Here is a 24757-nt window from a genome sequence, read left to right as displayed (position 1 = left end):
AAATCACCTCTTCAATTCGTTAATGAAATCGTTGGTGGTAAAATTCCTAAAGAATTTATCCCTTCAGTTCAAAAAGGATTTGAAACTTCAATGAAAAATGGTGTGTTAGCAGGATTCCCATTGTCAGGAATGAAAGTTCGTTTGATTGATGGTTCATTCCACGCTGTCGATTCAGATTCATTGTCTTTCGAATTAGCTGCTCGTCAAGCATACCGTGAAGGATTGCCTAAATGTTCTCCAGTGTTAATGGAACCAATCATGAAGATTGAGGTTTTAACACCTGAAGAAAACATGGGTGATGTAATGGGTGACTTAAACCGTCGTCGTGGTCAAATGCAAGGTTTGGATTCACGTAATGGTGTACAAGTAATCAAAGCATTGGTTCCACTTTCTGAGATGTTCGGTTACGTAACACAATTACGTACAATCACTTCAGGTCGTGCAACATCGACAATGGAATTTGATCACTTTGAAGAAGCTCCTCGTAACGTTGCTGAAGAGGTGATTGCAAAATCAAAAGGTAAAATCAAAGGTTCTGTAGAATAATATAGAACATAGATAGAGGAACAAAGATGAAGTACTGTTGTAATTTGTCTTTGTTCTTTAATGAAATATTAAATAAACACCGATTGCTAGTTGTGAATAGCTCTAATTAGCAGTCATTTTAAATAAATAAAAATGAGCCAAAGAATCAGAATTAAATTGAAATCTTACGATTACAATTTGGTTGACAAATCAGCTGAAAAAATCGTAAAAACAGTAAAACCTACAGGTGCAGTTGTTAGTGGTCCTATTCCATTGCCTACTGAGAAAAAAATCTATACGGTATTACGTTCACCACACGTTAACAAAAAAGCACGTGAGCAATTCCAATTGTGTGCTTACAAAAGATTGTTGGATATCTATTCATCAAACGCTAAAACTGTTGACGCATTGATGAAACTTGAATTGCCTTCAGGTGTTGAAGTAGAAATCAAAGTGTGATAGATTTCAATCACTGAAAAAAGAAAGGGCCTTTCGTAAGAAAAGCCCTTTTTTGTTGTTTATGCCTTTTTGATTAGAATTGGTATCCTACACCTACTGAGAATACGCGGTTTTTAATCGATGCACCATCGAAAGATTCTTTGGCCATATTGGTAAGTCCTAATCCGTAACCAGCATTGATCAAGAAACCATTTGTTAGTTTGTAACCACCCAATAAATTTAAACCAGCATCGAAATGTTGTACTCCATTCTCATCACCACTATTCGCAAAATGCATTTATTGCCAATCTATTTATCAATACGAGGGTTAACCAATATTTCATCACATACTATCCGGAAATTAGCTTCTCGTTCTGCGACAACCTTCACGTATCTACCTCTTGTTTTTAATTTAGCGGTCGAAGCGATGTCGATCCAACAATCATGTTTATCATTTTTTGACGGAGATAGGTTTATAGTTTGCAGGTGATTAAATTGTTTTCCATCCTTAGAAACATAAAAATGTACTGCTGCAGGCAATAAGATACCCGCAGGACGATAGTGCAGAAACCGTGCTGCTAGTAAATGTATAGGCAGTTGTTTTTTAAGATCAAGTATAACACCCATATTCTGATTTCCAAAATCCACCCAATTTAAGTCATCGGTGTGCTCCTCGCCCAACTTACCATCTGTTAATTTATCATAAACAACGGATTTTGCAAAATTACCTTCGACCTTTATATCTGCACCTATTGCATAGTGCATTACGTCGCCTTTAAATGTTGCCTCCAGCAAAGGCCAACGTCCTTTGCGCTGCTTCCAATCTGTAAAATCGATGAACGACTGTGCCGACTCGATGGGCTGACCAATTGGCATAATCGAGTTTGCATCATCGATAATACCATAAACTGAAAAACTGATCACGTTTTTTGCTCCCGCCAGTGAAGCGGCAACAAGCTGCGACAGGTAGCGTGGAAAAGCAGCTGGAATCAACGCAGATTCTCGAGAGTTGTCCTCCTTCTGCCAGGTAAACGATTCGATATTGGACCAAAATTCTATCCCTGTGTCTTCATGTATCTTGCCCAGTTTTTTAAAGTTTTCCCTAACACGTGGCAAAGGCATCGGTTCGCGCACGCAGCCAACTTCATCCTGATAGGCGATGATATCGACGTTTAGCTTCTTGATCTGTTGGGCAAACTTTGGATCTTCCAACGCGGCGTAACAAACACCATAAGGTGATATCATCACTTTCTTACCCGGAGTTAAAATTTTGGCTATCCCTGTAAGTGTATTTGCAGCATGGACCGCTTCATCAGAAAGAATAGGTTCCATGCTATCCTCCACAGGAAGATACCAGCCGTAGAATGATTTGTTTCTCGCGAATAGAGCGGCGGTTTCTTGCATAATACGTTGTTGCAATGCTTTAATCTTCGGATCACGTATGTTATCGTCCTGATTTTCAGCCCAACCACAACTCATAAACACATGCATGCCATATTGATCTGCAGCCTCCATGATGGCCTCAACAGGACTTTGTTGCCCCGCTGGATACGCTGCCGGCATAAAAGAGGAAGGGTAGAATGCTTTGCCGTCGTTGGCCACCGCCATGAGAACGAGATACCTGAGGCCCATCTGCGCGTATTCCTCAATTTTTGTTTTCCAGAATGCTGGCGCAAGACAATCGACATGCGCCGGATTCATGTATTTATTGCGTACATCTTGGTAGGGTAAATTAAGCCATGTACCTTTTAATGCTTTTAAGTCCTGTGCCTGGAGCTTTACAGCAACCGCGGCAGTCAACAAACTAACGACAAACAAAAAGCATCCTATTTTAACGAATAATCTTTTCATGATATTTAGGCAAAATTTTAGTATAAAAATATAATTAATTGATATAGAACCAGCCCAGCCCTTTTTCTGTATAAACCATTTTCCAGTGCGCATCTACCTCTTTTATCAGTGCTAATGGTACGATGGCATCGCTAATCACAGCTGATTGCAGCGAAGGATCCCTATAGAGTTTTCTTGGCACCGGATTGTCGATATTATTTTTTGGCCAGATACCTTCTTTTTTTGAAAAGGCGTATTCGTAAGCTACATTGCTATAGTACCCCGATTGCAGCGCTAGATCAAAAAACGGCAACCACCAAATTGGGTATCGCTTTTCTACAGACGCATTACTGTAGCCCAAGGAGACGATATCTGCCTGGATACTCAATGCAACCTTTGGGTTGGCTGCCTGTATGGCCTTAGCAAAAGTGGCATAATCCTGTAGATAGTTGTAAGGAAGTTTAGGATCCAGCCAATCCTGGGCTGCGGTTTGCAAAACCATGACATCCGGCTGTACTTCTTTGGCAAGTGCAGGCATATCTAAGCCAAAGTGTTCGCGAATTTCAGCAATGGTGCCTTGTCTAATGCCCATCCCCCATATCGCATAAAGGACATCGGCATTAACCTCTTTAATGGCCTTCTTTATCTGCTTGTTAAAAGACAAAATTGCGTCTGCTCTAAAATCCATCCACTTGCTATAAACAGCCGGATTCTTTACGATATAATCAAAAGAAACAGTGGCCAATCCAGATCCTATATATTTCTCGGTAAACTTTTTTCGCGCAAACGCGCTCACATCACCATAAAAACCATTTCCATTCAATGTTTTCCATTCGGGAAAGTAACTTTCCGCAAATTCGACGCCATCCACCTCGTAATTTTGCAAGATGCGCTTCACGCGATTTATTTGCCAATCGACAAACTCAGGTCTGTGGAAAGAAAAAAACTTGATACCAGGATTTGGATAAGGTATAAGGAACTCCATTTGCCAGTCGCTCGGCAGGTCAGAATTGCCATAGATACAGTTCCCGAGCAGCATAAACCAAACAGCAATTTTTTCTGCTTTAAGAGCCTGCAAATACGCAGGCTTCAACAATTGGTCATTCCTACTGCCATCCCAGTTACCAACTATAAAAAAATGTACCGATCGTACATTGGCCATACGAAGATCAGCAACCAGCGTCTCTGGGGAGATCTGTTGTTGGTAAAGCATCTCCGGATCAATCTGTATGGAGTTGCCTTTTATCTTTTTTAGTGCAGGTGTTTCAATAAATAATCCCTTTTCGGAACCATTCGGCGGTTCGGGCGTAGGAATTATTGGTGGGTCTGGTGCTGTTGCACCGCAACTGGGAAGGACACCAACGATCAGCACTAGATATAATAATCTATGCCAATAGGATGTAAATTTGTAAATTTTCATCATAACGTTATTTTATAACTCGGTCTTCCAGTGACCAATCCATTACCGTAGCCACATAGGGCACCAAAAAAGTAGCCATCTTCCGCTGCCCACGTACGCCAGGGTGCCAAGCAGCTCCCATATCCGAATCATTGTTCATAACGTTTTTTAAGGAAGCTGTATGGTGCAGATTGGTGTCTCCAGCGCGTTCTACAATTTCGGCAATGTAGCGTTCAACCGGATCAGCTAAACGAGATACGACACATAAAATTTTCACCTCGGGACCATATACACTCCGCAATTGTCTAATAATGCGGAGATACGCTTTTTCAAATGTTGTTTGCGAAGGAATTGGTTGCGTAGAAAAATCGTTCGATCCCAGATTGATAATAACTAAATCAGGTTTGTACTGATCAAATTTATAGCGTGTGGATGAATCGCTATTCAAGGTATTCAACATGGCATCCTTCATGGTGTATCGAGAACTCGTTAACGTATCGCCATAGTTTCTAGCTGCACCACGTCCTGAATGTGCAATCAGGGCATAGTCTGTTTGAAAGTACCGCGCCAGTATGCAAGCGTAGGTCTTGTCCGCATTTTCAGTTTCCACACTAAAGTCCTGCTCTCTGTTCGTTCCATCTGCGCCATATCCTACCGTAAAAGAGTCGCCGATGAATTCTATAAATCGAGCTGGTCGAGACACAACACCATCGAGTAAAGACTTATTGCCGAGCATAAAACCTTTTATCGTCGTGCAACCGAACTCGCCTTCCGAGCGTTTTTGTACACGTACGTGATATGCCTTGTTGCCTTTCAGGTTTGAAACGATCGTAATCACTGTATCCCTGCTATTGATCAGAAAAGTCTTCTCTAGTCTACCATCAACGAAAACATTGTAATAACTTTCCCCTGTATCCGAAGCGCGCATGGCGACAGATTGTCCGGTCAACTTAAACTCAAAATAAGTTCCAACCCAATCAAAAGTCACGTCGTTAGATGCATTGGTAATCGTCCGTCCGACATATGTGACTTGTGGTGTATTTGCTGGGAGCTGTCGCACCGCTCTGTCTTGTGAAAAGCATTTGCAAACACAGCCCAAAACAAAGATTAAAATCGCTGCTATTTTTTCCATCGTATAAAAAAAGAGGTAACACGTTATCTTTAAGGATAACGTGTTGAATTTTGTTGCTTTATCTAATTTACCTGTTATAACTCATGTCGTAGGCCATCACGCCGGCGTACGCTTTATCATTTGTTGCCATGGTAGCGAAGATTGAAATCTTTTTACCCACCACACGTACATCGATATCGCCGTAGCGATTGTAGTTTGTACCACCATAGGCGTCCGATTCGAATAACATAAAATCACGGTAAGATGGAGAATCTGCTAGCAGCAGCATTTTGTTTGGGTCTGTAATATCATAGACCTTAATGTGGGTTGCATCCCAAGCGAAAAAGCCCTGTGTAAGGATAGCCATAAACTGATTTCCATCGACATTAAACACTTCGAAGTCTAAGATTTTATAATAATGGTTTGATGAGGCCATTTGAACGACATCCATTGTCGGTGTAAATTTAACAAAGCGGCTTCCTTTTTCCCGGTTGGCATCTGAAGCCACGTAGTTACAGTATGTCAGGTAGTGATCAGAATTGTCGTCCAAAGATTTACGCTGTACGGTTGCAAATGTCCATGGAGCAGCCGCTGCATAGCGAATAACCGTTGGGTTTGAATTCACGACCACACCGTCGTTAAACTCCCAATAGTAAATCTGATTATTGACCGCCGGTGCTGTTGCATAAACATACGATTTCCCTTGCTTTAAATTACCGATGATAGAGATTTTACGTCCTAGCTCGGCTGGAGCTCCATCTGCAGCAGTATAGTTCAAGATAAGCTTCGGCTTACTATCCACATCCTCGTAGTAATATAACATCAATCCTGCCGAATAGATATTGTATCGGTTGACCACAAAGTGATCCGCGTCATCTGCGCTCACCTGCATACAGAATGTTGTTGGCGCAGGGATAGTCTTCACATAGGCTCCGTCGCTAGCGTTGTACACCCGCACACCTACTGTTTCTCCCAAATTGCCACCCGAAAAATCGGCAACCAATAGTTGATCTTTTACCACTGTCATTCCAGAGATATTGGTGCGAAGTATCCCCATTTTGTCAGCAGTATAGAACCAGCGTTTCTTGAATGTTGTGCGTGGAAGGGTTGGCACAGCCTTGATAATATGGCGCTTGCTATTTCCGTCACCATCAATCACCCGTACCGCTAGCGGATGGGTAAAGTCCATCACACCTGTCAGCGCCGGCTCCATGCGGGCATTATTTTCCAAGCTAGCTGTAGCTTTTAACTTGGAAATGTCAATAGGTTCTTCCTCTGTTGTTGGTACTTCGACATAGATGGTATCTCCATCCGCATAAGGTCCAGTATTTTTAGCCATGTACTCTGTAGTCTGTCCTGGAATAGCCAACATGAAATTTAACAATCCACGATTAAATTCCGCATCTTTATGCAATTCCACTTTTTGGCAGGATAGCAAACTGAGGATAAACAACAGCGGCAGTGTATATTTTAGATAATTTTTCATCGGTCTATATCTTGGTTTATTTCCACTCATTAAATTGTTCAATATTTGGATTCCGTTGCAGTTCTGCTATAGGAATAGGGAAGCGATTGTATTTTTCCGGATAAACACGGCTACGTCCATTATCAACATCCACCAATTCATAAGTTAAGTTTCCGCTGGTCCCCTTGGTGATTTTAACACCTGTAGCATGTGTACCATTCAATACGCTCGTTGCGAGTCCCCATCGGCGAAGATCCCAAAAACGGTGCCCTTCAAATGCGAGCTCCACCATCCGCTCCCGACGAATTAAGCTCAACAACTGGCCGGTATTTGTCGCGGTTAGATCCCTTGTAAAGCCAGCGCGACGACGCACTTTGTTCAAGGCTTCCAGTCCTGCCGACAATTGCCCTTGCTCGGCCATCGCCTCGGCTTGGATTAACAAAACTTCTGCGTACCGCATGAAATAGAACGTTAGTTCGCCCCTTCCAAGATCCGTCAGTTTTTCATCAAACAATTTACGCATGTAATAACCTGTTGAGGTCGTTCCGCCCCCAACGGCGTACCCTTCTTTCGATCCCACTACAGTTTCCAAAGTACGCCCTTTCCAAGTAGCTCCATTGTAGAGTATTGACGCATAAAAACGAGGTTCTCTCCCTTGGTACGGATTAGCTGCATGTACAGGGTTGTTCCAACTAAAATCTGTCCCGTCTGCCATCTGGTATTCCTTTACCAAATTTTCTGTGGGGCTAATCTGGGCATATCCACCATCCAATGGTGGACCAAAGAAATAGTCAAAAGAATAAGTAAAGTTAGGTGCCAAGAAACCGAACTCCAAAATGCTCTCTTTATTTTCAGCGCCCTCGCTCCGGCGTTGGTTAAATAAAGCTCTGTAATCAGGATAAAGATCATACAGGTTAAGTGCCTGCAAGGACGCTACCGCATCAGAACTGGCCTTCCATCGTTTTGCATAGAGCATGGCACGTGCCTTAAGACCTAATGCTGCCCCCTTGGTTATCTTGCCCCTTTTTGCAGCTGGAACAGTCGCGGGCAGCTGCGCAGCCGCTTTATCCAGATCCGCAGCAATAAAATTCCACACCTCATCTGGCTTGCTGAGTGGGCGTCCGACCCCATCATTCAGGCCATCATACAAAATTACGCTAGCCCCGTATCGCTTTGCCAATTCAAAATACACGTAAGCCCTAAAAAACAAAACCTCTCCCTCTGCACGTTGATAAAATTCTGTCGGCAGCCCGACACCCTTTGTTTGCAGCCCGTCCAAAAACTCATTACAATGTCGGATCCAGGTGTATCCCCAAGACCAGTTATCGAGCGGATTGGCTCCCGGTGTGATCGTAGATGAACCTAAGATCAACAGGTTGACCTCGTCATTCGGCGTATTCTTCTTTAGCAAGTCGGCATACGCATCCTGATTGACATGTGCAGAATAATAGGATTGTCCTATCAATGGATAGAACTTATTTAGAGAAAGCTCCACATTGGCTTCCCCACTCCAGGCCACCCGTTCATCATATACATCGGTAAGTTCCGGTTCTATCGAACAGCTTTGAAAACTAAGCATTACGGTCAAAGCCAGTATACTATATTTATATATCAATTTCATGGTTTTACTAGTTAAAAGGTAAGAGATAAGCCAAATTCATAGACGCGCTGTTGCGGATAATAACCTTGATTCACACTCGGCATTTCGGGATCCAGATAGGGCAAACTGCTCCATGTAACCAGGTTGCTACCCGAAACAAAACAGCGTACTTGTTGAATTTTGGCTTTATTCAACCAAGATGCCGGCAACGTGTAACCGATCTGCGCGGTTTTCAGACGTAGATAAGCGCCGTCTTTTATCCAGAAAGATGAGAACTTGCCGCCGCTCTGTGCCGACTGCGTACTTAAACGAGGGTATTTCGCATTTGTGTTCTCCGGTGTCCAGGCATTCTCCACTAAATATTTTGGTGAATTTCCATCCTGATAAAAAGGCATCGTATAGAAGGTATTATCATAAATTCCTGAATTGGTATAAAGACCTGACAAAGCGACATCCGAACGTGCTGCTCCCTGAAAGAAAGCACTGAAATCAAAACCTTTATAAGAGCCTCCCAAATTTAGTCCAAACATCATTTCTGGCAAGTCACTTTTTCCAATCACAGTCCAATCCTGATCGAACGTAATACGTCCGTCGCCATTCAGATCTTTCAATTTAATCTCTCCTTTCCGCGTAGGACCAAAAAGTGCACTGCTCATAATTTCCTCTTCACTTTGAAAAAATCCGTCTGCTACGAAACCATATTTCAGACCGATAGGTCTTCCGGTACGACGAAGATAATCGGGTACATTGGCATTTTCAGTTGTTTCGATTACTTTACTACGTGCAAAGCTTACATTTCCACGTACCTTGTAATTAAAATCACCGATAGTGTTCCGATGCGACAAAACAAGCTCAAAGCCCCTGCTATCGACTATCCCCGAGTTGATATAGTTGGGAAAATATCCGCCAAATGATGGTGGATTTAGATTTGACTGACCCTGCAAGATGTCTTTGGTGACCCTATAAAATACATCGGCTTCCACGCCAAGAAGGCCTTTCCATAAGGTAGCTTCCAGACCACCATTATAAGTGGTGCTTGTTTCCCATTTTATATCAAAATTAGGTACCGTGGTGACATTAAGCGGTTTTCCTAACGTATTCCCGATGAGGACCACGGGATCAGCCCCGAGACTCATCGTCCGTAAGAACTGATAGTCTCCGATCCTGTCGTTTCCAAGTTTGCCAATCGATCCACGGATTTTCAAATCATCTACCACGTCAAGCGCTTCTTTGAAAAAGGGCTCCTTAGAGATTCTCCAACCGGCAGATACGGCTGGAAAGATGTCCCAGCGTGTATGAGCGGGAAGCATCGGCGAGCCATCATAACGCCCTAACACTTCCAACAAGTATTTATCAGCGTAGTCGTAGTTTAAACGGAAAGAATAACCGGCTCTACTGAACATCCCATGCCCTCCTTTTACTAGATTATCAATAACTTCCTCACCAAAGTTCAAGTCCATAATATCTGTGATCGGATAACCACGGCGCCCGCCAGATAACGAGCTATTATCTGTGCGCATATATTCGTAGAGAAATAGTGCATTGACCGAATGTGCTCCAAACTTATTCGCATAGCTTATTGATGGTTGGATCGTCTTTTGCCATGAGTCGGTAAACCATTGGTTTAAACTTGCTACGCCACCATTTGCATGCCGTGCAAAAGCTAATGCATACTGCCGGGTAGCATTATTGTATACATCCAATTGATAAGGTAACAAATAGGCTTTACGCATCGTATATCCTTTATCAAAGGCGCCATTTACTTTCAACCGAAGGCCAGACACGCCAGGCACCTCGTACTCAAGAGAAAGATTACTTTGGAAACGGTTGGATCGTGTTGAGTTTTCGCCCGATAAATCTCTCGCGGCCAGCGGATTCTGATTACCGTTCCCTGGATTCAGGCTTCCGACGGGAATGCCTGCAGCATTGTAAGCTGGTAAAAACGGATAGGACATCATAGCCTGTGCAAATACCGAGGCATAGCTGTTTCCCAAGCCCGCAGATAAGCCTGGTTCTTTACGGATGTCATCCCGATAAGCAATGTTTAGTGAAAGTTTGAGGTTATCAAGGATATCGGCATCGAAATTTATACGACCGTTATACCGGTCGTAGGACGTGCGATCGATGATGCCATCTTGATTAAAAGCACCCGTTGACACAAAATAACGGTATCGGTCTGAGCCACCATTGAGAGTCAAATTATTGGTCACCGTTGGAGCGCTACTTTTAAAAAGCATATTAAACCAATCCGTATTGCCAAATATCCCTTGCGGGTCACCATGGGTGATGCGTTCAATCTCATCAACATTGAAACGGCGCGAAGTTTCGGCAACACCATCGAGTTCCTGTGCTTTATTGTAATATTTTACATAATCCGCTGCATTTAAAAATTCAGGAAAAGCGGTATTTTTACTTAGGGCATAGGATCCCTTGTAATTTAAGGTAGGTTTCTGCTGTTTTCCTTTTTTTGTGGTTATTAGGATTACACCGTTAGCACCTCTCACACCATAAATAGCCGCTGACGCATCCTTTAAAACCGAGATCGCTTCTACCTCATCGGGATTGACCTGCGGAAACTCGCGTTCTATACCATCCACGATAATCAGCGGTGAATTATTTCCCAGTGTATTATAGCCACGCACCATGAGCGAAGCACCATCGGACCCCGGCTGGCCGCTGCTTTGGCGAGTTACCAATCCAGGTAAACGCCCTTGCAGCATTGAAGAAAGATTGGCCGTCGGTGCTGTTTTCAATTCATCGCCGCTCATCTGGGCAATAGCTCCTGTAACACTCGCTTTTTTCATTTGCCCATACCCCACAATGATAACCTCATCCAATTTGGTATTATCTTCTTTCAGCAGAAACTCAATGGGTTTATTACCCACTGTGACTATAGTATCCTTTGAAACGTACCCAATTGCCGTTAGTAAAAGGCGTACCTTATTTCCTTCCACTGGTAACGAAAAGCGACCCGATAGGTCTGTCGCTACATTGAGCTTTGTTGCTGTTTCGCGTATGCTTACCCTTTCTAATGGCTGCCTGTTAGTGGCGTTTCGAACGACACCTTCAAGTCGTGACTGTTGTGCGTAGGATCTCGCGAAGGTACAAGACAAGAGACACAGCGCAAATAAGGAACGCGAGAATCTAAGATCACGTCTCTGCCCCTCTTTGCTTAATTGCTTTTGTTTAAATGGCTTCATAAAAGTTTTTGGTTAGTAGTTGTAGTGGTATCGCATAGTTATTAATAAATATATCTATAAAACTATACAATATTAAAATATTTTAAAATATAAAATAAACTGAATAAATTCCTTTAAGAAAAATTCATCTGAAATTAACAACGCTGCCGCACCACCCTTCCTAACGGATACGTTTGTCTTTTGACAGGCGATCTTTCATTGTTTTTTCCAGATAGCGCTGATATGCCGTAAAGAGATCTAATGTGCGCTCCTCACCGATGCGGATAGACATTTTAGGATCGTTAAATACACCTGGAAATTGATAACAAAGTATTTTTTCGAAGTTTTGGAAAAGATTAAGGTCGCGGACAATCTCTTCCATAGGACGCGGATAAAGGGATTGATCCTCATTAAACAAAAAGGTTTCCAAATCAAACCAAAGATGAGCTCCCGCTTGGTTGCATAGGGACTGCAATAGATCGGCAGCTTCTTTGCCCGTCAAGTCACCTTCGGGCATCCGAGCGAAGCCAAAGGGACAAAGAATGTCCAGATTCTGTAGCAGTGCTGGATAAGTATCTAGCCCCACGGGCACCTGCATGCTATTCGTGGCCAGCATGACCGGCTTTGCAGGCGCAATTTGGTTGCAATAGGCTTTGAATTCACGAAAGAAGTCAACAATCTCTTTTTTGCGCTGCATTCGCATCACTTCGCTATGCTCCCAATTATCTAAGTTACCACCACTTTCTTCCGAAACATAGAAACCATAGAACGATGGATGATGTCCATATTTTTCCCAAAGCTCTTGGGCCACTTTCTTATGCCAAAGCAGTGATTCTTTGGTAAAATCGAACCAAGCAAACATCCCCACACCTACAAAAACATGCATACCTTGCTTATCGGCCTCATCTAAAATGGCCTCCACGGGATCTTTTGCCGTGATCGGAACCTGCTCGGGATACAGTACAGATGGATAAAATGCCTTGCCTTTATAGGAATCTACCGTCGTCTCATGCTTGCCTACATATTCTTCATTTCGAAAAACTTCCTGAACAACAACAATATCCATTTTTAATTTGTGCATGGCGCGCACCATTTCACGCCACTGCTCATCGGTCATTTGTTTGATATCATTATTCCAGTGCTTACCTTCAGTTTCACTCCAATGATAGATGCCCGCCCATGCGCCATCAATAAGCCCGGTGGAACGTTGCAGGGAAGCGATAACTTCTATATCGCGAACTTTTCGGTATTTTTTATTACCGTACTTGACCACAAGGGTAATCTTTTGATTTCCCACCAAATTTTTTGTCGAGAGGATATGCTTGATTTCGTACGCTGTTTGGGGCATTACTTCTTTCTTTGAATAATGCAACAGGTTTTCGGGTCGTTCCTTCCCTAAGTAAACAGATAGTTCTACAATTTTAGCCGTTCCTTCCTCATTTCTTAAACCCGCACGGATGTCGAGATCAACCTGATTAGTAATCGTCGTCGGTGGAATTAACGTAAGGGATATACCTTCCTGTGCAATCACAGCAAATGGTACCATGATAAGGATTAGCATCCAGGACAGCAAAAATTTTCTCAGCTTATTCATAGTCTAAATTTTAGTTTTTTTTTCATGGCTTAGTTTTAACAGTAGCTCGGGTTCGTCAGTGGTAATCCAGTCTACTTCGCTATCTAGAAACTTGCGCAGTTCGTCTACGGTATTGACTGTCCACACATTGGTCCATAGACCTGCTTCCTTTGCGCGCTTTATCAATGTAGGGTCGTTCCTATACTGGTAGAAATCATAATCGAGTCCGGCGAGCCCATCTACTTTAAGTTCATCGACAGTCTTGTTCCCATATAAATAAGCCGTGCGAGCACTCGGATCACGTTTAATGATATGGCAGAGAACAGCATAATCAAAACTAATATATTCGATATAGCCCTGTGCTTTAAGGCGGTGCACGACAGCTAAAACCGAATCCGCAAGCTCCAGGCTTCTACCCGTTGGTGAAGATTTTATCTCCAGGATCATTTTCGTTTTGTTCTGCTGTTTTGCCAGCTTGATGAACTCGATTAGCGTGGGTACAGGATCGCCCCCTTTGAGCGTTGATGTATAAAGTTCTTGTGCCGTAGATTCTTCTACAGCGAGACCGCCGATATGTGGATCATGAGACAGCACAACCTGTCGGTCCTTAGACAACCATACATCAAACTCAGAACCGGCACAGCCTAGGGCGACGGCTTGTTGAAAAGAACGGATGGAGTTCTGCATGACACCTTCTGCACGCCATGCCCCACGATGTGCGATTACTTTGTTGCGCAGGAATTCATCCTTCACCAGTTCCACTTCGTACCTTTTTTTGTCAAATTCTACCGTTATACTATACGCGCGGATACCATCATTTGCGGGCACCAGCTTTGACTTTCGAAGATAAATTTTCCCGTTTTTGTCCAAAGTAAAAAGCTTTGCCGTATCACAGACAATCTTCATCCGCAGCTGGTTCAGCGGCAACGGAGCATGAATGGTTGCGACATAAGCTCCCTTGCTGTTAAGTGGGATTGTGTAATTGCTAAGCGAAATCAACGGTGTTTGAGCTAGCAGGATTGATGGCGATGTGATGCATAAAAGGATCACCAGAGCTATCAAGAACAAGCTATCTATCTTTTTTCTGTTGAACATATGTTTTGTATTTAATTCCAAATCTATCCTCTACCAAAATCATCATTTCTGAATCTGGATTCAGTGGTTTCGCTGCAAACAAATGGTCTGTTGTTGTCGTCCAAATCCAATCGTAAGCGTATTTATTTTTATTTTCGGCGATTTTCTTTCTTGTCTGCGGATCATGTCCGGTGAACTGCTGCATTTCCCCCGCATAAACACCGTCTTCATACCAAGAGACTCGCCAGACATTATCATAATTCCATACCAAAGCTGTGAGCTCATTCGGGCGCTCTGGATTTTCTCCTAGACCATATGCCCTGCTTTGGATATTGTCCGGCAATCCGAGCGATTTATATCTCCAAGTGAGGCTGTCGCCTTTAGCCACATAAACGGAATAACCAACTGGTGTTCCATCCGCACAGGAATTTTTCTCTTGCCAAAAGATGCCCGAAATCGAGGCTTGGTTATGCTCCATAATACGGGGCGCAGGCTGAAAATGGTCGTGTAAATGAGTATGTCCAGACAATATATGTACCTTATAGTCCTTCAACATCGTATACAGATGTTTAGCGTTAACGACTTGTTGCTTTCGTTCTATTTTTCGAAAATCCTTACTAGCCGTCGGAATATGGAACATCATGACGATCGTATTACCTTTGGGCACTTTTTGAAGATCCAGCCTGAGCCAACGAAACTGTTCTTCACAGATATACCCTACATACTCGCCACCGCGCCCCAAATAGAAGACATCGTCAAGCACAATGTAATGCATGGAACCGCGATCAAATGCATAGTAACGTGGGCCAAAATTTTCTTCGTATAACATACTTGCCGTCGTATTTGAACGTTGGTCTGTACGTAGATCATGGTTACCTTTGCTAAAGAAATAGTTCATATTTGCCAATTCAAATACCTGTTTTACTCCAATAAAGAGGTCTGGCCTATCACCCACCATATCGCCCACCACCATTCCATGCACGGGAATATTGCGCAAAGCGCTATCCTTGTAGTTTTTTATATCCGCTGCAAACAGCGCACAACGTTGCACATCAGCAGCGTTATATACCTGCGGATCGCCCAATACGAAAAATGCATGCGTTGAATCAATTCCTATAGGTTCCAAAACGAAATTGAAAGCATCTGTGGTTCCCTCTTTGGGCAATGGGATATAAAAATTACCTCCGTTATTTTTTGCGGACATCTCAAAGCCAGCAGGAACCGTGATATAGACAAAACGGGCCAAAGGTGAAGGAATGATACGATAGTGTCCCCGATGGTCAGAAAAGACGATTTTATATCCATCAGTAACGGCCACTTTTGCTACCGGCTGACCGTCGACCTGTCGCACCTGCCCCTGCACTTCCAATCCCCTTGCACAACATGCTGTTGATAGGCAGATCATCGACAGTAACGCCGTAAACAAAAGTGTTATTTTAATCATGATGGTATGGGATTAGCGTTTGCGGATGAGATGCATAAACCAAGTAGTCAGTGACGTAGAGCTGATACCCCGGTTCTTCCATCAATAGTTTTATTTCTACCCGATGCTTTTTATCGGGCATTTGATACCGCCAACATAATTCCGGACGACGCATATTCGCATTGGAAAAATGACTTGCCGTTTCTACTAATTGATCATCGATATACAAGCCCAACTGTACCGCCCTATCGCTCACTGCATTATCCACTTTTTGCACGTATCCACTGAGCACCAGACCGCAACCTTCGAAATTAAATTGATAGCTTTGAGGAAAAGATTTCGCAACCTTTACACGCTCTTTTGGGTAATGCCCGGCGAAGTTTTCTTCGAAAGGTACTTGCACTATTTTTTGGTACGGGATGGTTACGCGATTTTTGCCCACAACACCACCTGCCTTAACGATGCTTGCCAGTGCAAGGTCCACATTGACACGATATACATCATTGAGGGAATAGTTACTATAACTAAAGGGCACATCCTCTGCTTTTTTTAGTGGGTCTATCCAAGTGCTCGGTATTTGACTATATCCCAGCATGGTTCCGAGTATACCACAAGCTGTTGCAGGATTGCAGTCCGAATCTTGCCCCGCTCTGGTCGCGATGTCCATGGTATGAAAAAAATCACCATTTCCATAAAGTAATGCCATGACGACATAAGCGGCATTAAGTTTTGCATCGATATTCAGCGGGTGAAAAACAAAGTTTGGACAGCCGTGATCCTCCGACCATTTCTTCTGGATCTGCCACCAAGTCTCTTTCCAATCAGACGGTTCGTGGGCGTACCATGCCAACACATCACGTATACATTGGTAGAATTTACTTTGCGGCGGCAACACCTGCAACGCCTCTTCGATCAGGGGTTTCACTTCATTCATCCGAAATGCTTGGGCATATAGATGTGCAACGAAGAGCCCGCCATAATACCCATCACCGGAGGCTATCATTTTACCGGTCTTTTCACAGATGGCTGTAACAGCCTCCGGCATAGCCGGGTTGATCAGGCCTGCAAAATCAGCTTCAATCTGAAAATCGATATCGTCAGCATGTGGATTGTTCAACCAATGTCCGGATTTATCTGGCGGAATGCCGTTATTGAGATTATATCGTGCTACCTGGTTGGCATGCCAAAGTTCATACTCTTTCTTTGCGAAAGCATGTGCAAGGGAATCTACCGGAGCATCTAATCCCAATCGATGCAGTACCTCCATAAACGTAAGGTCCACATACACATCGTCAAATAATCCAGGAAACTCTCGCATGGCGCGATTTACATAATCATCTTCCCAGCGAATACGTTCGTAATCCTGAATTAACGTACCTTGATAGAGAAATTCTGTAGGCCACCCATAAGTTACACCTATTGTTTGACCTGCCCATCCGCCCTTTATTTTATCTTCCAATACCGCTTTTTCCAACGATAAGGTTAAAGGGTATTTTTTGGTTCTTTGTGCAAAAGTACATAAGGGTATAGCGCAAATGAGCGAAAGCCTGAATAAAAGTAACAAAACTGACTTCATCATAAATAGGTAAATTAACTATAAGAGAGGCCGGCCCCGAAGGGCGAAGGCCGGCTCCAAACTAAACAACTTGAACAAACAAATCTTTACAGGCAATATCTTCGAGTACTTTCCAGCATTGATAAAGGCCCCGCGGCACATGGAAACAACCTTTCCATTTACCACCTTTAAGTGGCAACAGCACCTCTCCCTGTCTGTTAAGATATCCGAACCATTCTGGATATTCTGTATCTTTAAAATGCGCCCATGTATAATCGTGGACACGTTCAAACCAAGCTAGACATTCCGGCGATCCGGTCAATTGATAGCCTTTAATAAGCGAAATCAAGGTTTCAATATGCACCCACCAGAGCTTTTGATCCCATTCCAACTGTTGCGGGGGATTGCCCGACCGATCCATGAAATAGAAAATTCCACCATGTTGATGATCCCATCCATATTCGACCATATTGAGCGTTATCTCTACGGCCTTCTGAATTAGGTCGTCGCGTTTTAGGCGTTTGCCGAGATCCATGATAAACCACATTGCTTCGATCGCATGCCCAGGATTGATTAAGCGCCCGTCAAAGGTATCCGACAACTGCCCTTCCAAGGTGACATTTTCTACGACAATACCACCGAGTTCCGGTCTGTAAAAAACCGCCATCACTTCGTGCAAACAGTTATCAATAAAGCCATCCAACAGCTCCGCTGAAAGCAGGTGCTCAATTTCCAAAGCTAGGTTGCAGAGGATCATGGGAAGGGCAAAATTCTTGAGGCTACGGCTGCCAGGAACCGCTTTGTTCCACTTCCCCTTGGGATTGTCAAGCTTCGAACAGATCAGTCTAAAGGTTTCCTTCGCTACTTCAGCATAACGTGGATTGCCTGTTGCCAAGTGAAGTTGTCCAAATGCGATGGTCGCAAATGTATAGGAAAAAATGTTGTACGGCTCTACGAGCGGGTTACCTACCCGATCTATTGCAAAGTACCAATTGTAGTGACCATCATGGCCATGCTCCAGCAAAAAGGCGGCGCCATGTTCCGCTGCCTCAAGCCACTCCTGCTTTTTCTCCGTCTTGTTATACATGCTCGCAAACATATAAACCTCACGCGCTTGCAACCAGATAAACTTATCGGTGTCAAAAACCTGCCCTTTCCTGTCCAAGCAACTGTAATATCCACCATATTCCCTATCCAACGAATTTTCCAACCAAAAGGGCAATACGTTCTCTAACAGTTCCGATTTGTACTGTTTACTAAGTTTTTTAAAATCCATCTATAATCTAATTATTCTTTATACTTTCATTTATAATAAGCAGGTTAATGAATCCAATGTCGTTCAATATCTTCCAAGGATCTGCCTGTTGTTTCCGGCACGAGTTTCCACACAATGAGCATATAGGGTACGCACATTGCTGCGAAAAGGAAAAAAGTTCCGCCGGGGCTTAAATTATCCAATAGCCATGGGGTAAGCTGTCCGATCAGGTAGGTCCCCAACCAAAGGGAAAGACCTGCTATGGACATGGCCAGTCCGCGAATGGAGTTTGGATACATTTCCGAGAGCAATACCCAGATTACCGCTGATATAGAAATGGCACAACAAAATACATAAGCTAAAAAGCAGCTTAACATAAACAAACTTGGGAGGCCAAGGACTTTGCCCCAAAAGAAATATACACCAATAAGCAAAAGAAAAACGATCATTCCTGAAACACCTAGGTATACCAGCTTCTTGCGCCCTATTTTATCAATGATAAAAACAGCCAGTACGGTCGTCAAGACATTGACCAATCCAACGATTACCTGATAGAAGAGTGAGTCGCCACCAGAAATGCCACTACTTTCAAAAATGGTAGGACCGTAGTAAAGTACGGCATTTACCCCCATGAACTGCCCGAGGATGGCTATTGCAGCTCCGATCCACACAGCTTTACGTACACCGGGTTGAGCCAACAGCTTCCAATCGACTTTTTTTTCTTTGGAACTTGCATCCTGAATTTTATTGAGCTCTGTTCTGGCCTCACTCTCCGAGCCATAGATCCGCCGGAATATATCATGTGCTTTTTCTGATCGACCATGTCTCACCAGCCAACGTGGACTTTCCGGAATGAAGAAGATAATGAGAAAGAAAAAAACAGCCGGCAATCCAGATATCCCAAGCATGCCACGCCATACTTCCTGATAGAATATGAGCCGAAGCCAATCACCTTGTAAATTTTGTGCATCACCGATCGCGTATTGCATAAGTAAATAGTTCACGATATAAGCACCCAGAAACCCGATCGTAACCGCCAGTTGATAGAGAGACACTAATCTGCCTCGATATTGGGGTACGGCAAGCTCTGAAATATACATAGGCGATATGATCGAAACCACCCCAATACCTATCCCTCCGATGATACGTGCATAAATAAGCTGTTGAAAACCAGAAGAAAGCATACAGTAAAGCGCCGAAGCAGAAAACAGAACAGCACTGATAAACAACATTTTACGACGGCCAAAGCGATCACCAAGGTAACCTCCACAGGTGACACCCAGTATGGAACCTACCAATGCGCAGCCTACGTACCATCCCTGAGAAACGTTATCCAAGCCGTATTGTGTCGTTACCTGTGCGATCGTTCCAGATATAACCGCTGTATCGTATCCGAATAGAAATCCGCCTATAGCTGCCACGACCGAGAGGAAGCTGATATAATTTAAGTTAATTTGGTTATTGTTCATATCGATGATATTATTCATTAGGTAACTAGGTATTTATTGTTATCGACGGTTAAAGAATTGCATATAACGGTCGTAAAGATTCGCCGCCTGACGATAAGCAGATTGCGGACTCATAAAGTGGGAGAACTCAAAGGTAATCGCTTTTTCGTAGCTGGCCCGCTTGGCTGCCTCCAACTTCAAGCGCAACTTATCGAATTTTATTGGCATAAACTTAATGGGCATATCACGATCGAATGTTTCGGCATTTGTCCAACAGGCGATGCCATAACGATCCGCAAGTTGCTTATTTACTGTAAAAAAAGCATCGAGTTCATTGTAATCTATGTGTCCATCTTGAAATGCGCAGGCATCTATAACGCCCCGTATACCATCAAATATCTCCGACCAATCTTCTTCATGTTGCCTAACGCTAACGGTATCTGACTTGGAAAGACCTGCGGAAGCTGACATTACCGCTTTTTTGCCATCAATCCAAGGAGAGATAAAGGTCGGTAAACCATCTGATATTGATTTACACATGATCCCCAAATCGCGGAATGCGCGGATGGACCCTTTGGTTTTTCTACTGATCTCGCCACTGATATACCAACCGGCGAAGCTTTTATGCTTTACCCCATATTTCGACCACACCTCATCCACCACGTACTTGTTGTGCTCTACCTCCTTATACAAATCCCCTGTATCCCAATATGCACCAGAATCATACAGGCCAAAATAAAACAACATGTTGTATTTGTCCGCCAACCGTAAAAACATATCAAGCAAATCAGTGCTAGGTTTATAGCAGCCTTGCGCAAGTAAATAATTCGAAGGATAGGTAATGAATTTGCGATAGCCAGATCGGATCAAAATAACGGTATTTATCCCCATTTTTTTCATATGTCTAAAATCTAAGTCCCATTCTGGCTCGCCCCAATTCTGATGTGGAATATCATGCGATATTTCATCAAGAAAAGTTGCCGTTATTGGAAGAGCATCGTTGGAATTTACCAAGTAAGTATCTCGAATCTCTGTATTGATCGTGGGGATTTTTTCCAAATCAGCCCCATCTTCTATACCGCAACGCTGCAACAGAATCGAGCTTCCCACTCCGGCAAGGCCGGTACGAAATGATTGTTTTAAAAATTTTCTACGATTCTGCTTATCCATAATGTTATTAGTTGGCATTTTTGCGAATTTCTGAACTAGGTTATAAGGCTTACCCAGCAGAAGACAATGCTAAATTAAAAATAAATTTTAATAATGCAATGTATTTAATAAAATAATTTAATAAATAGCTTCTATATAAAAATAAATAATGTTATTTAAGCCTTAAAGACAGTTAAGATTCAATATATACATTTAAATTTGTTAGATTTGTTTTTTACAATTTATATCCGATGACATTTTTTGAGCATATCGAAAACGAGAATATTTCTGGCGTTGCCTACAAAAACAATTCCATCAAGAAGCATATTATTGTGATCCTTTCTATGAATGGCAACAGTACGATCGCAGATTTAAGTAAGGAACTGAAGCTTAGCGTACCAAAAATCACGAATGTAATCAATGAACTAATCGAAGAAGGACTGGTAAAAGATTATGGAAAGTCGACATCTGTCAGTGGAAGGAAACCAAATATCTACGGACTACTTCCCACTTCAGGCTTCTTTGTTGGAGTTGATGTCAAGCACAACCATGTGAATATAGGGCTAATTGATCTTAACAAAAATGTAATATCTATTGCCGAGCACCTTCCCTATAAGTTGGCCAATAATCAAGCTTCTTTGGATCATCTCTGTAAGATCATTCAGGATTTCATAAAGAAATCCACTGTTCCGAAAGAAAAGATTTTAGCCTTGGGCATGAATCTAAGTGGCCGGATTAACTACAAGACAGGGTATAGTTATAGTTTCTTTTATTTCAGTGAGACACCGCTAAGCAAATACCTTGAAGAAACTTTAAAAATAAAGACTTTCATTGAGAACGATTCACGAGCAATGGCATATGGAGAGTTTATGTCAGGGGTAGTGAAACAGGAAAAAAATGTACTTTTTTTAAATCTCGATTATGGTATTGGGATGGGCACGCTTATCAATGGACAGATTTATTACGGTCAATCTGGATTTGCGGGTGAGTTTGGCCATATCCCGATGTTTGACAATGAAATCATCTGTCACTGTGGCAAGAAAGGTTGTCTTGAGACTGAGGCTTCTGGCCGCGCTTTAAAGGATCTTTTTATACAAAAAGTTGCTGAAGGCTATGCCACCACCTTAACACAAACCGTTCAGATCGAAGATATCAATTTAAACCACATTATTTCGGCAATTCACTCGGATGATGTGCTAGCCATTGAATTATTGGCGAAAATTGGTGAAAAACTCGGCAGAGCTATAGCAATTCTGATAAACCTATACAATCCAGAATTGATTGTTCTCGGAGGTCCTTTGGCACAAACTAACGATTATATCCTACTCCCTATAAAGAGTGCAATCAACAAATATTCATTAAATCTTGTGAGTACAGACACCAAAATAAAATTATCACAGCTACAAGAAAAGGCAGGGGTGATCGGAGCATGCCTACTTGTAAGAGACAGACTTCTAGATATTAACCCATAACCGTTTTATACTAATTAATTCAAAAAATTTAAACATCGCCGCGCAGGAGATAGAAGATGAAGCCAGCCGATTTTTCATGAATAAAAAATCTTGACAAATTGTATCTAGGTGCCATTATGAAAATCAGCTCCCTTCATAAGGATAATTATGAATTTATTGAAGCTCCAAATCTTCCGACCGTACAAGTTAATGCAAACACAACTGACGCAGTAATCATCCCCAGTAAAGCTGAGATGGTTAATTTCATTCTCAAAAATATTGAGGGCGATGATCTACAGGAATAGTCAGCGAATCAATACCCAAAGTTCAAAGGGTGGCATCTTGCAAAAAATTAGGAGCAGTTTTTGGTCAAAAGATCAACTCGGAGGTCATGCTCGCTGTTAACCCACAGTCTAAAAGTTCTAAATACCTCTATGCTGTAAGTTTCACCAATCTGATCTATAGTTTGACGTGTATGACGGATATTGCCAAAGCAAAAGCACATTCCACTCTAGCGAAGCTCGACCCTAAAGATTTAATGTATGTCAATGAAATCACCTTCGGGCGAGCAGCATCAATTTTCATTGAATCCGACGCAGATTATGAAACTATAAAAAATCTGGTAGATAGAAAATATTTTAAAAGAAAACTAATGGAAGAGGACGAGGCTATCCTTGCAAACTCAACAATACATTTTCAAATATCGGATACAAAAGAGGTAGACCTTTTTGATGGAGACCCTTTTCAGATTATACGTAGTTATATGACTGCCCCTATCACAAAAGAAGATTTTCTAAGACCAATATGGATCAGCGGCATTAATTTAAACGATGGCGATATGGTAATTACACCTTAGCACCATCTGTGGATCGCCATCTATAGACAACGTCCATAAAGCCGATAAAATTAAGAGGATAAGATTTTCTGCAAATAGTTTAGTGTTTATTTATATCCAATTGGGGGATGCTTCGCAATTTGTTCCCCCGCCGCCTTACCATATTATCTACAGGCAAGCTATAGGGGCAATCCGAAGATGGTACGATCCAAGGGCGAGACAAGGCATACAAAAGCATGAGGCACATAATGTAGAATCAAGTTACTCCTTCACTTCATTGTCAATAATATTCTTCTCTATCGGATTGAGCGTTTCAAATAAATCCTTATATACTTCATCTTTGCTATCTTCTTCTCCCAGTAAAAATCCCCAGGGCTTAAGCTCTCTAATGCGATCCATTACAATCTTAACTATTGCCAAAATAGGAATGGCTAAAAACATCCCGGAAATACCCCAAATCATCTCACCAATAATGATAGACAACATTGCAAACAATGAATTTACTTTAACTTTTGAACCCACAATTTTGGGGACGATAAAGTTACTATCAATCATGTGTACAATGATCAACGCTAAGATGACCAAAACCACATGGGTCAACGATGATGTTGCGAAAGTAAGAATGGAAATAATAAGTATAGAGGAAAAAATACCGACATAAGGCAACACGTTGAACACCCCTGTAATTAATGCTAAAAGCAAACTATATTTGACACCAATCAATGACAAAACTATAAAGACCAAAAGCGAAACTAAGCTCATCTGGATCAATAAACCAATGAGATACTTTTTGACGACATACTGTACCTGCTGTACTACATCGACCACAATGGGCCGGTCTTCGACACGATTGACAAATAGAAGAAACTTAACAATATGCCCTCTATAGATGAGGAGAAAAAACGTATAAAGGAAAGTAAAAACAAATAATATAAACATGGAGGAAAGTGAAACCAATGCCGTTCCTAGAAATAGCGTACCAGAATCCACGGACTTCGAGGCCGTCTTATTGATGAATTCCATCTGCTCTTTGTGCCTTATGCCGAATTGTTCACTGACCCAGCTTTGCAGTTTACTCACACCATCCATAATCTGTTGTTTAAAGGCTGGGAAATCTTCTTTAAGAAGCGTAAGTTGAGAAGCGAGCAGAAAAAGCCCATAACCAAGAACGCCGAAAAACAAAATAACACTTAATATGCCGGCCAATGTTCTCGGGAAACGAAGTCTCCGCTCTAAAAAATTGCTTAGCGGAATCAACAACAGGGAGAATAGCAAACCCAATATCATTGGAATAAGTATGGTATCCCCTATTTTCGCCAGATATCCCAGCAAAAGGATACTGATGAGTACGCAGGCCAACTTGAGATAAAAGGGTAAAGTAAGAAATCTTTTCATACAGCTATCTTTTGCATAAAAATAACAATTTAGGTCGATTTAAGTTTAATCC

19 protein-coding genes and 1 pseudogene are annotated in these 24757 nt (G+C 42.4%); 5 read left to right on the top strand and 15 right to left on the bottom strand.

What is annotated here, in order from left to right; translation table 11 throughout:
* Together fusA and rpsJ are read left to right on the top strand one after the other, a co-directional pair.
* Positions 1–546, top strand: a pseudogene (gene fusA / locus B3139_RS08840) (elongation factor G); the annotation flags it as partial.
* Between the two features lie 132 nt (positions 547–678).
* Positions 679–984, top strand: coding sequence for a 30S ribosomal protein S10 (gene rpsJ / locus B3139_RS08835; RefSeq protein WP_028070501.1), 306 nt, complete (start codon positions 679–681; stop codon positions 982–984).
* 73 nt (positions 985–1057) lie between these two features.
* Here the strand turns inward: rpsJ and B3139_RS08830 are convergent, their stop codons facing one another.
* From B3139_RS08830 to B3139_RS08765, 14 genes are all read right to left on the bottom strand, one after another.
* The gene (locus tag B3139_RS08830; protein WP_293882007.1) at positions 1058–1261 is read right to left on the bottom strand and encodes a hypothetical protein; all 204 of its coding nucleotides are present in this window, start codon (positions 1259–1261) and stop codon (positions 1058–1060) included.
* Positions 1262–1272: 11 nt separating this feature from the next.
* Positions 1273–2814, bottom strand: coding sequence for a DUF4434 domain-containing protein (locus B3139_RS08825; RefSeq protein WP_293882005.1), 1542 nt, complete (start codon positions 2812–2814; stop codon positions 1273–1275).
* Positions 2815–2848: 34 nt separating this feature from the next.
* Positions 2849–4216, bottom strand: coding sequence for a hypothetical protein (locus tag B3139_RS08820; protein WP_293882003.1), 1368 nt, complete (start codon positions 4214–4216; stop codon positions 2849–2851).
* A gap of 4 nt (positions 4217–4220) precedes the next feature.
* The gene (locus B3139_RS08815) at positions 4221–5324 is read right to left on the bottom strand and encodes an SGNH/GDSL hydrolase family protein (RefSeq protein ID WP_293882001.1); all 1104 of its coding nucleotides are present in this window, start codon (positions 5322–5324) and stop codon (positions 4221–4223) included.
* 67 nt (positions 5325–5391) lie between these two features.
* Positions 5392–6789, bottom strand: coding sequence for a hypothetical protein (locus B3139_RS08810; protein ID WP_293881999.1), 1398 nt, complete (start codon positions 6787–6789; stop codon positions 5392–5394).
* A 16-nt stretch (positions 6790–6805) separates the two neighbouring features.
* Positions 6806–8389, bottom strand: a complete 1584-nt coding sequence (locus B3139_RS08805; protein ID WP_293881997.1) for a RagB/SusD family nutrient uptake outer membrane protein — start codon at positions 8387–8389, stop codon at positions 6806–6808.
* A gap of 11 nt (positions 8390–8400) precedes the next feature.
* A complete protein-coding gene (locus tag B3139_RS08800; RefSeq protein ID WP_293881995.1) occupies positions 8401–11568 on the bottom strand; it encodes a SusC/RagA family TonB-linked outer membrane protein in 3168 nt (1055 codons plus the stop codon).
* A 160-nt stretch (positions 11569–11728) separates the two neighbouring features.
* On the bottom strand, positions 11729–13141 hold the full coding sequence (locus B3139_RS08795) for a DUF4434 domain-containing protein (protein ID WP_293881993.1): 1413 nt from the start codon (positions 13139–13141) through the stop codon (positions 11729–11731).
* 3 nt (positions 13142–13144) lie between these two features.
* Positions 13145–14215 (bottom strand): glycerophosphodiester phosphodiesterase, encoded by a 1071-nt coding sequence (locus tag B3139_RS08790; protein ID WP_293881991.1) that lies wholly within the window; start codon positions 14213–14215, stop codon positions 13145–13147.
* On the bottom strand, positions 14190–15638 hold the full coding sequence (locus B3139_RS08785) for a calcineurin-like phosphoesterase family protein (protein ID WP_293881989.1): 1449 nt from the start codon (positions 15636–15638) through the stop codon (positions 14190–14192). Before B3139_RS08785 ends, B3139_RS08790 begins: the two co-directional genes overlap by 26 nt.
* A complete protein-coding gene (locus B3139_RS08780) occupies positions 15631–17196 on the bottom strand; it encodes an ADP-ribosylglycohydrolase family protein (protein WP_293881987.1) in 1566 nt (521 codons plus the stop codon). Before B3139_RS08780 ends, B3139_RS08785 begins: the two co-directional genes overlap by 8 nt.
* Positions 17197–17254: 58 nt before the next feature.
* Positions 17255–18448: an AGE family epimerase/isomerase gene (locus B3139_RS08775; protein WP_293881985.1), complete on the bottom strand. Its 1194-nt coding sequence runs from the start codon at positions 18446–18448 to the stop codon at positions 17255–17257.
* 44 nt (positions 18449–18492) lie between these two features.
* Complete coding sequence (locus tag B3139_RS08770) at positions 18493–19914, bottom strand: sugar porter family MFS transporter (protein ID WP_293881983.1); 1422 nt, start codon at positions 19912–19914, stop codon at positions 18493–18495.
* A 21-nt stretch (positions 19915–19935) separates the two neighbouring features.
* A complete protein-coding gene (locus tag B3139_RS08765; RefSeq protein WP_293881981.1) occupies positions 19936–21045 on the bottom strand; it encodes a DUF4434 domain-containing protein in 1110 nt (369 codons plus the stop codon).
* Positions 21046–21275: 230 nt separating this feature from the next.
* Between B3139_RS08765 and B3139_RS08760 the strand changes: the two genes are divergently transcribed.
* The 3 genes from B3139_RS08760 (at position 21276) to B3139_RS08750 (ending at position 23331) form a co-directional block, all read left to right on the top strand.
* Positions 21276–22496: an ROK family transcriptional regulator gene (locus B3139_RS08760; RefSeq protein ID WP_293881979.1), complete on the top strand. Its 1221-nt coding sequence runs from the start codon at positions 21276–21278 to the stop codon at positions 22494–22496.
* A gap of 116 nt (positions 22497–22612) precedes the next feature.
* Entirely contained in the window at positions 22613–22780 is a 168-nt protein-coding gene (locus B3139_RS08755; protein WP_293881977.1) for a hypothetical protein, read from the top strand.
* Between the two features lie 29 nt (positions 22781–22809).
* Positions 22810–23331: a hypothetical protein gene (locus B3139_RS08750; protein ID WP_293881975.1), complete on the top strand. Its 522-nt coding sequence runs from the start codon at positions 22810–22812 to the stop codon at positions 23329–23331.
* A gap of 240 nt (positions 23332–23571) precedes the next feature.
* Here B3139_RS08750 and B3139_RS08745 read toward each other — a convergent pair whose 3' ends face one another.
* Entirely contained in the window at positions 23572–24705 is a 1134-nt protein-coding gene (locus tag B3139_RS08745) for an AI-2E family transporter (protein WP_293881973.1), read from the bottom strand.
* Positions 24706–24757: the final 52 nt, after the last annotated feature.

It is taken from the genome of Sphingobacterium sp. UBA1498 (assembly GCF_002325125.1).
Lineage (GTDB): Bacteria > Bacteroidota > Bacteroidia > Sphingobacteriales > Sphingobacteriaceae > Sphingobacterium.
The sequence above is the reverse complement of the archived record's forward strand: the minus strand, read 5'-3'. Positions and strand labels throughout refer to the sequence as shown.